The sequence below is a fragment of the Agrobacterium sp. SORGH_AS_0745 genome (genome assembly GCF_030818995.1).
In the GTDB taxonomy this organism is placed as follows: domain Bacteria; phylum Pseudomonadota; class Alphaproteobacteria; order Rhizobiales; family Rhizobiaceae; genus Agrobacterium; species Agrobacterium tumefaciens.
In genome coordinates this window covers 2,533,647-2,545,860 of record NZ_JAUTBI010000003.1, presented here as the reverse complement: position 1 = coordinate 2,545,860, position 12,214 = coordinate 2,533,647, and the positions used below count along the sequence as shown (strand labels likewise).

16 protein-coding genes and 1 pseudogene are annotated in these 12,214 nt (G+C 57.4%); 15 read left to right on the top strand and 2 right to left on the bottom strand.

The window, feature by feature from the left end:
- Positions 1 to 36: 36 nt before the first annotated feature.
- Positions 37 to 1,161, bottom strand: a complete 1,125-nt coding sequence (locus QE432_RS22245) for a helix-turn-helix transcriptional regulator (RefSeq protein ID WP_111804927.1) — start codon at positions 1,159 to 1,161, stop codon at positions 37 to 39.
- A gap of 263 nt (positions 1,162 to 1,424) precedes the next feature.
- Positions 1,425 to 1,718: a hypothetical protein gene (locus QE432_RS22240; RefSeq protein ID WP_003519341.1), complete on the bottom strand. Its 294-nt coding sequence runs from the start codon at positions 1,716 to 1,718 to the stop codon at positions 1,425 to 1,427.
- A gap of 530 nt (positions 1,719 to 2,248) precedes the next feature.
- On the opposite strand from QE432_RS22240, the gene rpsL reads away from it, so the two are divergent.
- From rpsL to rpsQ, 15 genes and pseudogenes are all read left to right on the top strand, one after another.
- Positions 2,249 to 2,620 carry a 30S ribosomal protein S12 gene (gene rpsL, locus QE432_RS22235; RefSeq protein WP_003507760.1) on the top strand — a complete coding sequence of 124 codons (372 nt, stop codon included), beginning with the start codon at positions 2,249 to 2,251 and terminating at the stop codon, positions 2,618 to 2,620.
- A 77-nt stretch (positions 2,621 to 2,697) separates the two neighbouring features.
- Positions 2,698 to 3,168 (top strand): 30S ribosomal protein S7, encoded by a 471-nt coding sequence (gene rpsG / locus QE432_RS22230; protein ID WP_003507761.1) that lies wholly within the window; start codon positions 2,698 to 2,700, stop codon positions 3,166 to 3,168.
- Between the two features lie 34 nt (positions 3,169 to 3,202).
- Positions 3,203 to 5,302 carry an elongation factor G gene (gene fusA, locus QE432_RS22225; protein WP_003519335.1) on the top strand — a complete coding sequence of 700 codons (2,100 nt, stop codon included), beginning with the start codon at positions 3,203 to 3,205 and terminating at the stop codon, positions 5,300 to 5,302.
- Between the two features lie 66 nt (positions 5,303 to 5,368).
- Positions 5,369 to 6,544, top strand: a complete 1,176-nt coding sequence (gene tuf / locus QE432_RS22220) for an elongation factor Tu (RefSeq protein ID WP_013636434.1) — start codon at positions 5,369 to 5,371, stop codon at positions 6,542 to 6,544.
- A gap of 313 nt (positions 6,545 to 6,857) precedes the next feature.
- A complete protein-coding gene (gene rpsJ, locus QE432_RS22215; RefSeq protein ID WP_003507767.1) occupies positions 6,858 to 7,166 on the top strand; it encodes a 30S ribosomal protein S10 in 309 nt (102 codons plus the stop codon).
- Between the two features lie 166 nt (positions 7,167 to 7,332).
- Positions 7,333 to 7,974: a 50S ribosomal protein L3 gene (rplC, locus tag QE432_RS22210; protein ID WP_003516149.1), complete on the top strand. Its 642-nt coding sequence runs from the start codon at positions 7,333 to 7,335 to the stop codon at positions 7,972 to 7,974.
- Positions 7,975 to 7,986: 12 nt separating this feature from the next.
- Positions 7,987 to 8,607 carry a 50S ribosomal protein L4 gene (gene rplD / locus QE432_RS22205; protein ID WP_003516147.1) on the top strand — a complete coding sequence of 207 codons (621 nt, stop codon included), beginning with the start codon at positions 7,987 to 7,989 and terminating at the stop codon, positions 8,605 to 8,607.
- Complete coding sequence (locus QE432_RS22200; RefSeq protein ID WP_003495178.1) at positions 8,604 to 8,897, top strand: 50S ribosomal protein L23; 294 nt, start codon at positions 8,604 to 8,606, stop codon at positions 8,895 to 8,897. The genes rplD and QE432_RS22200 overlap by 4 nt, the downstream gene beginning before the upstream one ends.
- A gap of 43 nt (positions 8,898 to 8,940) precedes the next feature.
- The gene (rplB, locus tag QE432_RS22195) at positions 8,941 to 9,777 is read left to right on the top strand and encodes a 50S ribosomal protein L2 (protein ID WP_003516146.1); all 837 of its coding nucleotides are present in this window, start codon (positions 8,941 to 8,943) and stop codon (positions 9,775 to 9,777) included.
- 15 nt (positions 9,778 to 9,792) lie between these two features.
- A complete protein-coding gene (gene rpsS, locus QE432_RS22190; RefSeq protein ID WP_003507772.1) occupies positions 9,793 to 10,071 on the top strand; it encodes a 30S ribosomal protein S19 in 279 nt (92 codons plus the stop codon).
- A gap of 2 nt (positions 10,072 to 10,073) precedes the next feature.
- Positions 10,074 to 10,463 (top strand): 50S ribosomal protein L22, encoded by a 390-nt coding sequence (rplV, locus tag QE432_RS22185; protein ID WP_003495184.1) that lies wholly within the window; start codon positions 10,074 to 10,076, stop codon positions 10,461 to 10,463.
- The gene (rpsC, locus tag QE432_RS22180) at positions 10,463 to 11,194 is read left to right on the top strand and encodes a 30S ribosomal protein S3 (RefSeq protein ID WP_003516138.1); all 732 of its coding nucleotides are present in this window, start codon (positions 10,463 to 10,465) and stop codon (positions 11,192 to 11,194) included. The genes rplV and rpsC overlap by 1 nt, the downstream gene beginning before the upstream one ends.
- A gap of 38 nt (positions 11,195 to 11,232) precedes the next feature.
- Complete coding sequence (rplP, locus tag QE432_RS22175) at positions 11,233 to 11,646, top strand: 50S ribosomal protein L16 (RefSeq protein WP_003516136.1); 414 nt, start codon at positions 11,233 to 11,235, stop codon at positions 11,644 to 11,646.
- Positions 11,647 to 11,658: 12 nt separating this feature from the next.
- A complete protein-coding gene (gene rpmC, locus QE432_RS22170; protein ID WP_003495193.1) occupies positions 11,659 to 11,859 on the top strand; it encodes a 50S ribosomal protein L29 in 201 nt (66 codons plus the stop codon).
- A gap of 11 nt (positions 11,860 to 11,870) precedes the next feature.
- A pseudogene (rpsQ, locus tag QE432_RS22165) lies at positions 11,871 to 12,108 on the top strand (30S ribosomal protein S17).
- The last annotated feature ends 106 nt before the right edge of the window (positions 12,109 to 12,214 follow it).

The window sequence follows — 12,214 nt, the reverse complement described above, 5'->3', positions numbered from 1 at the left end:
AATCCGGGCGTTTTTCGTTTTGGTCGGGTTAGAAGGTCAGATCTGGTCCCTCACATGGCCAGTCCCGTCTCGGGGTTTTTCCTGCTCACCGATGGTGTAGCGCGTCAAAACGGAAAGCCGCCGAACGAGATCGGTCTGGCCCGTACTGCCGGTCTTTGCATAGATAGACTTGGCGTTGCTGCGAACCGTTTCGTGCGAGATTTGAAGTTGCTTTGCCACGGAGGGAAGTGAAAGGCCCTTCAGGATTTCCAGCGCGACACGGGCCTCGCCTTTGGTGAGATCGTATAACCCCTTCAGAAGCGGCGTGACGTCGGCAACGGTGTCCGATGGTTGCGATATCAGCACGATCGCGCTGCCGTTAGGGGATAAATCCAGCGCGTCCTTTCGCAGCGGTATGACGTGAAGGATGCACACCCTGTCTTCGCTTGTCGGCAGGGGTAGGGAACTGACACTGCCGCCGGCGAGCGCCTTGTAGAGCAGCCGGTTTATTCTCTCGTCCAAGATCAAGATCCTGTCGCGGGCGCGGGTGGAAATACACTTTTTGGTCGCCTCGAACAGGTTGTTTGTGGAAAGAACGCGTCCGCTTGCCTGGAGCACCGCCGCCGGCGCACCGATGGCGTTGAGGCCGAGCGTGATGGCATCTGCTTTCTGGCGTTGCAGCCCTGTTGCGAGGGTGAGGCTGCGGGCGATATGCGGCCTCAGCCGGCCAAGTGCCGCCATGGTTTCCGGACCAATGATTCCTCTGTCGAGCTTGCGTTCGAATAGGAGAGTCATTTCGGGATGATCCGGCGGCGCAACCTGCGTTGCCACCCCATATCCCAGTCCACGCGGCATCAGGAAATCGCGCACGATTGGCAGCCCCGCCCATTCGTCAGGGGTAAATATATCGAAATCATGCACGAAGGAAAATTGGCCCTCGCGGACAGCGCGTGTGAGGCGATCGTTGCGGTGGTTCCAGCCGCCCTTCATGAAGGCTTGCATAAGCTCCTGGAAATTGGGCGGATAGAGCCATGCTTCATCCTCGCCTTTGCCCCAGGTGAGCGCGCCGCCCCAGAAATCGAGCCGTTGGCCGATTGCGGCTATCACGTTCGCCCAGCGATCGGGAAACAGTGCTGCCTCGTAAATGTCATCTATAATGTCTGCCGAAGATATATTATCCAACCCGCCACCGAAATCATGCGTCGGGATCAATTTAATCTTATATCTTCGTATATTTCAACGGAAATACAAATAATACTATTATATTTAAAGTATATAATCTATCAGTGACTTAATATATTGAAATTTACCAAGGTCTTTTGCAGGAAAAGGTGGCTGCACGCAAGATTTCGGCCTTGGCATCAAGTCCTGGAAGACAACCGCCCTGGTGTGGGCGGGTGCCGTTTTATCGGTGGCGGCGCATTTGTCGCGGTGAGGGCGGTCCCTCAGGCGAAACGGATGATGGCGACTTCGCCCTCCAGGGCGCCCTGATAGGCGGAAGCGTGCGGCTCTTCGTCCGGAACTTCAGTCAGCATGCCGATCTGGTCGAGGTCGGCTTCGATGAAACCTTCCTCCGAAAGCGCGTTCAGCGTTTCGCGTACGGCGGTGTCGTCGTCCGGCGCCCGCAGAATGACGTGGATGTCGATGCCTTCGGAATTGTCGTGTTCGTAGGCCTTGCCGATGACGATGAAGACCATCGGCTCGTCGCGTCCGTTGTCGTTGTCGGGGAGGTTGGTCATGACGCGGTTCCTTGATATGTCGTTGTGGAGTATGCGGGCCGGACGGAATCGGTCTTGCGCGCGGCGGTGCCAGCTCCGGCCCGCTTGAGGGAATCAATAGACGGATTTTGTGAAAAGCCAAAGGCCGGAGGTCAAAATCGCTGTTGCCGGCTGTGACTTATGTTAGAAGGAGAGGGCAAAGGGCCTGTGCGCAGGCTTTGTGGCCTCGGGTGCCAGCGCAAAATGCGGATTCGCCCTTGACGAAAGCTGGCTAAAACAGTAGTACGCCCGCCATCGGAGCCTCTATCTGTGCTGGCCGTTCGGAAACGTTTTTCCCGGACATCATCTCAAATGAAGCTTCATTGCACGTAGAAGACACGAATGTTGCACGCAAGACGCCTCATCCGGCGTCCTCTGCTCTTGGTGGTCCATCCGTGAAAACGGATCGGGCCACGTTTTGCGCATGAGGATATATGCGTGCTTCGTCGCCGGAAACGGCATAGCCGCCACCCGTGAGGGTGGCTAAAGTAGTTTTTGCAAGGGATGGTTATATGCCTACCGTAAACCAGCTGATCCGTAAGCCCCGCCAGGCACAGGTAAAGCGCAACAAGGTTCCTGCACTTCAGGAAAACCCGCAGAAGCGTGGTGTTTGCACCCGCGTTTACACGACGACCCCGAAGAAGCCGAACTCGGCTCTGCGTAAGGTTGCCAAGATCCGTCTCACCAACGGCTTCGAAGTCATTGGCTACATTCCCGGCGAAGGTCACAACCTTCAGGAACACTCCGTGGTCATGATCCGCGGCGGCCGCGTGAAGGACTTGCCGGGTGTGCGTTACCACATCATCCGCGGTGTTCTCGATACCCAGGGCGTCAAGAACCGCAAGCAGCGCCGTTCGAAGTACGGTGCGAAGCGTCCGAAGTAATTTTCGGCAACAACAATCAGGCGCTGCGCGAGGTTCTCCGCGTGGTTTAGCGTCAATAACATTGAGAGACAAAGAATATGTCCCGTCGCCATAGTGCAGAAAAGCGTGAGATCAACCCGGACCCGAAGTTCGGCGATCTGGTCGTCACCAAGTTCATGAATGCCATCATGCTTCACGGCAAGAAGTCCGTCGCGGAAAGCATCGTTTACGGCGCGTTCGACGTCGTTCAGGGCAAGACGAAGCAGGAGCCGCTCGGCGTGTTCCACTCCGCCCTCGACAACGTTGCTCCGCACGTTGAAGTGCGTTCGCGTCGCGTTGGCGGTGCTACGTATCAGGTCCCGGTCGACGTTCGTCCGGAGCGCCGTCAGGCTCTCGCCATCCGCTGGCTGATCACTGCTGCTCGCAAGCGTAACGAAACGACCATGGTCGATCGCCTCTCCGGCGAACTCATGGACGCTGCGAACAACCGCGGTTCCGCCGTCAAGAAGCGTGAAGACACGCACAAGATGGCCGACGCAAACCGCGCATTCTCGCATTACCGCTGGTAATCTTAAACGGTCGCATATCGAAAGGCAGTCCATTATGGCTCGCGAATATAAAATCGAAGACTACCGCAATTTCGGTATCATGGCGCATATCGACGCCGGTAAGACGACGACCACCGAGCGTATTCTTTATTACACCGGTAAGTCGCACAAGATCGGCGAAGTTCATGATGGCGCTGCCACGATGGACTGGATGGAACAGGAGCAGGAACGTGGTATCACCATCACGTCCGCTGCGACCACGACCTTCTGGAAGGGTCGCGACGGCAAGATGCGCCGTTTCAACATCATCGACACCCCCGGCCACGTTGACTTCACCATTGAAGTCGAGCGTTCGCTGCGCGTTCTCGACGGTGCCATCGCTCTTCTCGACGCCAACGCCGGTGTAGAGCCGCAGACGGAAACCGTCTGGCGTCAGGCTGAGAAGTACAACGTTCCGCGTATGATCTTCTGCAACAAGATGGACAAGACCGGTGCTGACTTCTACCGCTCGGTAGAAATGATCAAGACCCGTCTCGGCGCTACCGCCGTTGTCATGCAGCTTCCGATCGGCGCTGAGACCGAGTTCAAGGGCGTTATCGACCTGATCGAGATGAACGCACTCATCTGGCGCGACGAATCGCTCGGCGCTCAGTGGGACGTCGTCGAAATTCCTGAAGACATGAAGGCCAAGGCTGAAGAATATCGCGAAAAGCTGATCGAGACCGTTGTCGAGATCGACGAAGAAGCGATGGAAGACTACCTGAACGGCATCATGCCCGACAACGAGAAGATCCGTTCGCTCGTTCGCCGCGGCACCATCGACGTGAAGTTCCACCCGATGTTCTGCGGTACCGCGTTCAAAAACAAGGGCGTTCAGCCGCTTCTCGACGCCGTCGTCGACTACCTGCCTTCGCCGCTGGACATTCCTGCGATCAAGGGCATCGACTTCAAGACCGAAGCCGAAATCGAGCGTCATGCCGATGACAGCGAGCCGCTTTCCATGCTCGCGTTCAAGATCATGAACGACCCCTTCGTCGGTTCTCTGACCTTCGCCCGCATCTACTCCGGCAAGCTCGAAAAGGGCACGTCGGTCATCAACACGGTCAAGGACAAGCGTGAGCGCGTCGGCCGTATGCTGCAGATGCATTCCAACAGCCGTGAAGACATCGAAGAAGCCTTTGCCGGCGACATCGTTGCTCTGGCTGGCCTCAAGGAAACCACCACTGGCGATACGCTCTGCGATCCGCTGAAGCCGGTTATCCTCGAGCGCATGGAATTCCCCGAGCCGGTCATCCAGATCGCCATCGAGCCGAAGACCAAGGGCGACCAGGAAAAGATGGGCCTCGCGCTCAACCGCCTGGCTGCTGAAGATCCTTCGTTCCGCGTCAAGACGGATGAAGAATCCGGTCAGACGATCATCGCAGGCATGGGCGAACTTCACCTCGACATCCTCGTTGACCGTATGCGTCGCGAGTTCAAGGTTGAAGCAACCGTTGGTGCTCCGCAGGTTGCCTACCGCGAAACCATCACGCGTCAGCACGAAGAAGACTACACGCACAAGAAGCAGTCCGGTGGTACCGGTCAGTTTGCTCGCGTGAAGATCATCTTCGAACCGAACCCTGAAGGCGAAGAATTCAAGTTCGAATCCAAGATCGTCGGCGGTGCTGTTCCGAAGGAATACATCCCGGGCGTTCAGAAGGGTATCGAAAGCGTTCTGTCTTCCGGTCCGCTTGCTGGCTTCCCGATGCTGGGCGTCAAGGCGACCCTGATCGACGGCGCATACCACGATGTCGACTCCTCGGTTCTGGCGTTCGAAATCGCATCGCGTGCCTGCTTCCGTGAAGCAGCAAAGAAGGCTGGTGCACAGCTTCTCGAGCCGATGATGAAGGTCGAAGTCGTCACCCCTGAAGATTACGTCGGTGACGTGATTGGCGATCTGAACTCGCGTCGCGGTCAGATCCAGGGTCAGGAATCGCGTGGCATCACCATCGTGATCAGCGCACACGTTCCGCTCGCGAACATGTTCAAGTACGTCGACAACCTGCGCTCCATGTCGCAGGGCCGCGCGCAGTACTCGATGACGTTCGATCACTATTCGCCGGTTCCGTCGAACGTGGCGCAGGAAATCCAGGCAAAGTACTCCGGTCAGAAGTGATCGGGGTACGCCCCATCAGAGATTTGAAGATTATTCCCCTCAAGGGACAAGAATGGAGAGCCACTAATGGCAAAGAGCAAGTTTGAGCGCAATAAGCCGCACGTCAACATTGGCACGATCGGTCACGTCGACCACGGCAAGACGTCGTTGACTGCTGCGATCACGAAGTATTTCGGCGAGTTCAAGGCGTACGACCAGATCGACGCTGCTCCTGAAGAAAAGGCTCGCGGCATCACGATCTCGACGGCGCACGTCGAATACGAAACGCCGAACCGTCACTACGCACACGTCGACTGCCCCGGCCACGCCGACTACGTGAAGAACATGATCACCGGTGCTGCCCAGATGGACGGCGCGATCCTGGTTTGCTCTGCAGCTGACGGCCCGATGCCGCAGACGCGCGAGCACATCCTGCTTGCTCGCCAGGTTGGCGTTCCGGCGATCGTCGTGTTCCTCAACAAGGTTGACCAGGTTGACGACGCCGAGCTTCTCGAGCTCGTCGAACTGGAAGTTCGCGAACTTCTGTCGTCCTACGACTTCCCGGGCGACGATATCCCGATCGTCAAGGGTTCGGCACTTGCTGCTCTTGAAGATTCCGACAAGAAGATCGGTGAAGACGCAATCCGCGAGCTGATGGCTGCTGTTGACGCCTACATCCCGACGCCTGAGCGTCCGATCGACCAGCCGTTCCTGATGCCGATCGAAGACGTGTTCTCGATCTCTGGCCGTGGTACGGTTGTGACGGGTCGCGTTGAGCGCGGTATCGTCAAGGTTGGTGAAGAAGTCGAAATCGTCGGCATTCGTCCGACGTCGAAGACGACGGTTACCGGCGTTGAAATGTTCCGCAAGCTGCTCGACCAGGGCCAGGCTGGCGACAACATCGGTGCTCTCGTTCGCGGCGTTACCCGTGACGGCGTTGAGCGTGGCCAGATCCTGTGCAAGCCGGGTTCGGTCAAGCCGCACAAGAAGTTCATGGCAGAAGCCTACATCCTGACGAAGGAAGAAGGCGGCCGTCATACGCCGTTCTTCACGAACTACCGTCCGCAGTTCTACTTCCGTACGACTGACGTTACCGGTATCGTTTCGCTTCCAGAAGGCACGGAAATGGTTATGCCTGGCGATAACGTCACTGTTGAAGTCGAGCTGATCGTTCCGATCGCGATGGAAGAAAAGCTGCGCTTCGCTATCCGCGAAGGCGGCCGTACCGTCGGCGCCGGCATCGTCGCTTCTATCGTCGAGTAATTTCACGACGTTGAAATTCAGACCGGCGGCGGTGTTACCCACACCGCCGCCGGGCTTTTAGTAAAAAAGCCTGGCGGCGTTGCATTTTTAGTGCTTGAAAAATTCGGTGAAAGCGCGTAAACGCGCATTCACACTCACCCGCTGGATTCGCAAGCAATTGCGGAGCGCGGTGTTTTAGCAATACAGACTACTGAAATGATTGGGGTGCGACGCGCATCCCTCTCGATTTTTGAAAATCTGCGGCGCCACGATCAATAGAAGTTCATGTGTTTCCGCGTGCGGAAACGAATAACAAAGAACAAGGACAAGACGAATGAACGGCCAGAATATCCGTATCCGCCTCAAGGCGTTCGATCACCGGATCCTCGATGCCTCTACCCGTGAAATCGTGTCGACCGCAAAGCGCACCGGCGCCAGCGTTCGCGGCCCGGTTCCGCTCCCCACCCGCATCGAAAAGTTTACCGTCAACCGCTCTCCTCACGTTGATAAGAAGAGCCGTGAACAGTTCGAAATGCGGACGCACAAGCGTCTTCTCGATATCGTTGACCCCACCCCGCAGACCGTCGATGCTCTGATGAAGCTCGACCTGGCTGCCGGCGTTGACGTGGAAATCAAGCTCTAAGACTGGCCTGACCTCATCCAAGTGAGGGCCATATAACAAGGAAGGTACGTGGAGAAATCCAACGGCTTCCAATCCGGAGACCGGAAACATCGTGAGATGTCGAAGGGCACTCCTTAACAAAGGCCAAAAAGGGTTTTCCCTTCAAGGCTCGCAAGAGGATGAACCAATGCGTTCAGGTGTGATTGCACAGAAAGTGGGTATGACCCGCGTCTACAACGACGCTGGTGAACATATTCCAGTAACAGTATTGCGGATGGATAACGTACAAGTCGTTTCCCAGCGCACGGAAGACAAGAATGGCTACACCGCAGTTCAGCTCGGTGCCGGCCAGTCCAAGGTCAAAAACACGACGAAGGCGCTTCGCGGTCATTTTGCCGCTGCCAATGTCGAACCGAAAGCAAAGCTCGTCGAGTTCCGGGTTTCCCCCGAGAACCTGATCGATATCGGTGCAACACTGACCGCAACTCATTTTCAGGCCGGCCAGCTGGTCGACGTAACGGGAACCACGATCGGTAAGGGTTTTGCCGGTGCTATGAAGCGTCACAACTTCGGTGGTGGTCGCGCTTCGCACGGTAACTCCGTATCGCACCGTGCGCACGGTTCGACTGGTAACAACCAGGATCCGGGCCGCGTGTGGAAGGGCAAGCGCATGGCTGGTCATATGGGCCAGACGCGCGTTACGACCCAGAACCTCGAAGTCGTTTCGACCGATGAAGACCGTGGCCTGATCCTCGTTAAGGGTGCAGTTCCCGGTTCCAAGGGCGCCTGGATCATCGTCCGCGACGCCGTCAAGTCGGCCGCGAAGTAAGGGAGCCTTATCATGGAATTGAACGTCAAGACCCTCGAGGGAAAAGACGCCGGCAAGGTTTCTCTGTCGGACGAGATTTTCGGCCTCGATCCCCGTCAGGATATCCTGGCCCGTATGGTTCGCTGGCAGCTTGCAAAGAAGCAGCAGGGAACGCACAAGACCAAGACCCGTGCGGAAGTTTCCCGTACTGGTGCGAAGATGTACAAGCAGAAGGGTACGGGCCGCGCTCGTCACCATTCGGCTCGCGCACCGCAGTTCCGCGGCGGCGGCAAGGCCCACGGCCCGGTCGTTCGCAGCCACGCACACGACCTTCCCAAGAAGGTTCGCGCGCTTGCTCTGCGTCACGCCCTGTCTGCAAAGCTGAAGGCTGAAGATCTGATCATCGTCGATCAGCTCGTCGCGTCCGAAGCAAAGACCAAGGCTCTGCTGGGCAGCTTCGCTTCGCTTGGCCTGACCAACGCTCTCGTTATCGGTGGCGCAGAACTTGATGGCAACTTCAAGCTCGCAGCTCAGAACATCCCGAATGTGGACGTTCTGCCGGTTCAGGGCATCAATGTTTACGACATCCTGCGTCGTGGTAAGCTCGTGCTTTCCAAGGCTGCTGTAGAGGCTCTGGAGGAGCGGTTCAAATGACGGATCTTCGCCACTACGATGTGATCGTATCTCCTTCGATCACGGAAAAGTCGACGCTGGTATCCGAACAGAACCAGGTCGTATTCAACGTCGCCAAAAGCGCTTCCAAGCCTGAAATCAAGGCTGCCGTGGAAGCTCTCTTCGGCGTCAAAGTCACGGCTGTGAACACGCTTATCCGCAAGGGTAAGACCCGTCGTTTCCGTGGGTTCGCCGGTAAGCTGAAAGACGTCAAGAAAGCCGTCGTTACGCTCGCCGAAGGTCAATCCATCGACGTGTCCACCGGACTCTAAAGGTTAGGCCCAAGCGGGCAAAGACCCAAAAGGGAACAAGAATATGGCATTGAAAAGTTTCAATCCGACCACGCCAAGCCAGCGTCAGCTGGTTATCGTGGACCGCGCTTCGCTCTACAAGGGCAAGCCGGTAAAGGCTCTCACCCAGGGCCTCAGCTCCAAGGGTGGCCGCAACAACCAGGGCCGGATCACCGTCCGGTTCCAGGGTGGTGGTCACAAGCGGACCTACCGTCTGGTGGACTTCAAGCGTCGCAAGTTCGACGTTGAAGGCACCGTTGAACGTTTGGAATACGACCCCAACCGCACCGCGTTCATCGCGCTGGTTACGTATACCGACGGCGAACAGGCTTACATTCTCGCGCCACAGCGTCTCGCTGCCGGTGACAAGGTGATCGCCTCCGACAAGGCAGTGGACGTGAAGCCCGGCAACACCATGCCGCTTCAGTACATTCCGGTCGGTTCGATCATCCACAACGTCGAGATGAAGCCAGGTAAAGGCGGTCAGATTGCCCGCTCCGCCGGTACGTACGTCCAGCTCGTCGGCCGCGATGCCGGTATGGCTATCCTGCGTCTCAACTCGGGCGAACAGCGTCTGGTGCACGGCTCCTGCCTCGCATCGATCGGCGCAGTTTCGAACTCCGATCACGGCAACACCAACGACGGCAAGGCCGGTCGTTCGCGTTGGCGTGGCAAGCGTCCGCACGTTCGCGGCGTCGTCATGAACCCGGTCGACCACCCGCACGGTGGTGGTGAAGGTCGCACGTCGGGTGGTCGTCACCCGGTTACTCCGTGGGGTAAACCCACGAAGGGCAAGCGCACCCGTTCGAACAAGTCGACCGACAAGTTCATCATGCGTTCGCGCCATCAGCGCAAGAAGTAAGAGGAGAAGTCTCAAGTGGCTCGTTCAGTTTGGAAAGGTCCGTTTGTTGACGGCTATCTTCTCACTAAGGCTGAGAAGGTGCGCGAAAGCGGACGCAATGAAGTAATCAAGATCTGGAGCCGTCGCTCCACGATCCTGCCGCAGTTCGTCGGATTGACGTTTGGCGTCTACAACGGCAGCAAGCATGTGCCCGTCTCTGTCAATGAAGACATGGTCGGACACAAGTTCGGTGAATTCTCTCCGACCCGTACCTATTACGGTCACGGCGCGGACAAGAAGGCAAAGAGGAAGTAATCATGGCGAAGGCTAAGACCGAACGCCGGCTGAAGGACAATGAGGCTCAGGCCATTGCCCGTACGCTCCGCGTCAGCCCCCAGAAACTGAACCTGGTTGCCGCTCTTATCCGTGGCAAGAAGGTTGATCGCGCTCTCGCCGAGCTCGAATTCTCCCGCAAGCGCATCGCAGGGACCGTCAAGAAGACGCTCGAATCTGCGATTGCCAATGCGGAAAACAACCATGACCTCGACGTCGACGCTCTCGTCGTCGCCGAGGCCTATGTTGGCAAGTCCATCACCATGAAGCGTTTCCACGCTCGTGGCCGTGGTCGTGCATCCCGCATTGAAAAGCCGTTCTCTCACCTCACGATCGTTGTTCGTGAAGTTGAGGAAAAAGGGGAGGCCGCATAATGGGTCAGAAAATCAATCCGATCGGCTTCCGCCTCGGCATCAACCGTACCTGGGATAGCCGCTGGTACGCTGACACCGCTGAATACGGCAAGCTGCTGCATGAAGACCTTAAGATCCGGGCTTACCTGATCAAGGAACTCAAGCAGGCCGGTATCGCCAAGGTGGTCATCGAGCGTCCGCACAAGAAGTGCCGCGTTACGATCCATTCGGCTCGTCCGGGTCTCATCATCGGCAAGAAGGGCGCGGACATCGAGAAGCTTCGCAAGAAGCTTTCCGAGATGACCAACTCCGAAACGCACCTCAACATCGTTGAAGTGCGCAAGCCGGAAATCGACGCGACTCTCGTCGCTCAGTCGATCGCCCAGCAGCTCGAGCGCCGCGTGGCTTTCCGCCGTGCGATGAAGCGTTCGGTTCAGTCCGCAATGCGTCTTGGCGCCGAAGGCATCAAGATCACCTGCGGTGGCCGTCTCGGTGGCGCCGAAATCGCTCGTACCGAATGGTACCGCGAAGGACGCGTTCCGCTGCACACGCTGCGTGCGGACATCGACTACGGCACAGCTGAAGCGGAAACCGCGTTCGGCATCTGCGGCATCAAGGTCTGGATCTTCAAGGGCGAAATCCTTGAGCACGATCCGATGGCTTCTGAGCGTCGTGGTCTCGAAGGCGATGCTCAGGGCCCTGCAAGCCGTGAGCGTGGCGATCGTCCCGATCGTCGTCGCGAAAACGCTTGATTGACGCTGGCGAAAGATAAGCTCGGAGAAGTAAGAAAATGTTGCAGCCAAAGCGTACTAAGTACCGCAAGCAGTTCAAGGGACGCATCAAGGGCGTCGCCAAGGGCGGCTTTGACCTGGCATTCGGTGAATTCGGCTTGAAGTCGCAGGAACCGAACCGCGTGAACGCACGCGAGATCGAAGCGGCCCGCCGCGCGATCACGCGTTACATGAAGCGCGCAGGTCGTGTGTGGATCCGCGTATTCCCTGACGTTCCGGTAACGGCAAAGCCGACCGAAGTTCGTATGGGTAAGGGCAAGGGTTCGGTCGAATACTGGGCATGCAAGGTCAAGCCCGGTCGTATGATGTTCGAGATCGACGGTGTGTCCGAGGAGATCGCCCGCGAGGCGCTTCGCCTCGGCGCTGCCAAGCTCTCGGTCAAGACGCGCTTCGTACAGCGCATCGCAGAGTAAGGAGCAAGGCACATGAAAGCCGATGAAGTTCGCGGCCTCAGCGCCGACCAGCTCAAGGACAAGCTCGCCGATCTGAAGAAGGAGCAGTTCAACCTGCGCTTCCAGAAGGCGACTGGCCAGCTGGAGAAGTCCTCGCGCATCAACGAAGTCCGCAAGGACATCGCCCGCGTTAAAACCATTGCCCGCCAGAAGGCGGCAGAAGCCAAGGCCTAAGGAAAAATAATATGCCGAAACGCATTCTGCAGGGCGTCTGTAGTGTCCGACAAGAACGAGAAGACTGTTGTAGTCCGGGTTGAGCGCCGATTCGCTCACCCTCTGCTCCAGAAGACCGTTCGCCGTTCGAAGAAGTACAAGGCACACGACGAAAACAATCAGTATAAGGTCGGCGATGTCGTTTCCATCGAGGAATGCGCACCGATCTCCAAGGACAAGCGCTGGACGGTCGTTTCCGCCCAGGCTTAATTTCATCAGAATCGCGCCAGGTCTCTTGTACTTGGCGCGAAATACTGTATGAAGCACCGCAAGGACGCTCGTGAATCGAGCGTCTTTTGCTTTGATGCGCACGGAA

Bases quoted from the DNA above. Each gene is read 5' to 3' on its own strand.
- rpmC (WP_003495193.1), top strand. From the start codon at position 11,659: ATGAAAGCCGATGAAGTTCGCGGCCTCAGCGCCGACCAGCTCAAGGAC.
- rplD (WP_003516147.1), top strand. From the start codon at position 7,987: ATGGAATTGAACGTCAAGACCCTCGAGGGAAAAGACGCCGGCAAGGTT.
- rpsC (WP_003516138.1), top strand. From the start codon at position 10,463: ATGGGTCAGAAAATCAATCCGATCGGCTTCCGCCTCGGCATCAACCGT.
- rpsJ (WP_003507767.1), top strand. From the start codon at position 6,858: ATGAACGGCCAGAATATCCGTATCCGCCTCAAGGCGTTCGATCACCGG.
- tuf (WP_013636434.1), top strand. From the start codon at position 5,369: ATGGCAAAGAGCAAGTTTGAGCGCAATAAGCCGCACGTCAACATTGGC.
- QE432_RS22200 (WP_003495178.1), top strand. From the start codon at position 8,604: ATGACGGATCTTCGCCACTACGATGTGATCGTATCTCCTTCGATCACG.
- rpsG (WP_003507761.1), top strand. From the start codon at position 2,698: ATGTCCCGTCGCCATAGTGCAGAAAAGCGTGAGATCAACCCGGACCCG.
- rplP (WP_003516136.1), top strand. From the start codon at position 11,233: ATGTTGCAGCCAAAGCGTACTAAGTACCGCAAGCAGTTCAAGGGACGC.
- QE432_RS22240 (WP_003519341.1), bottom strand. From the start codon at position 1,718: ATGACCAACCTCCCCGACAACGACAACGGACGCGACGAGCCGATGGTC.
- rplB (WP_003516146.1), top strand. From the start codon at position 8,941: ATGGCATTGAAAAGTTTCAATCCGACCACGCCAAGCCAGCGTCAGCTG.
- rpsL (WP_003507760.1), top strand. From the start codon at position 2,249: ATGCCTACCGTAAACCAGCTGATCCGTAAGCCCCGCCAGGCACAGGTA.
- rplC (WP_003516149.1), top strand. From the start codon at position 7,333: ATGCGTTCAGGTGTGATTGCACAGAAAGTGGGTATGACCCGCGTCTAC.
- rplV (WP_003495184.1), top strand. From the start codon at position 10,074: ATGGCGAAGGCTAAGACCGAACGCCGGCTGAAGGACAATGAGGCTCAG.
- fusA (WP_003519335.1), top strand. From the start codon at position 3,203: ATGGCTCGCGAATATAAAATCGAAGACTACCGCAATTTCGGTATCATG.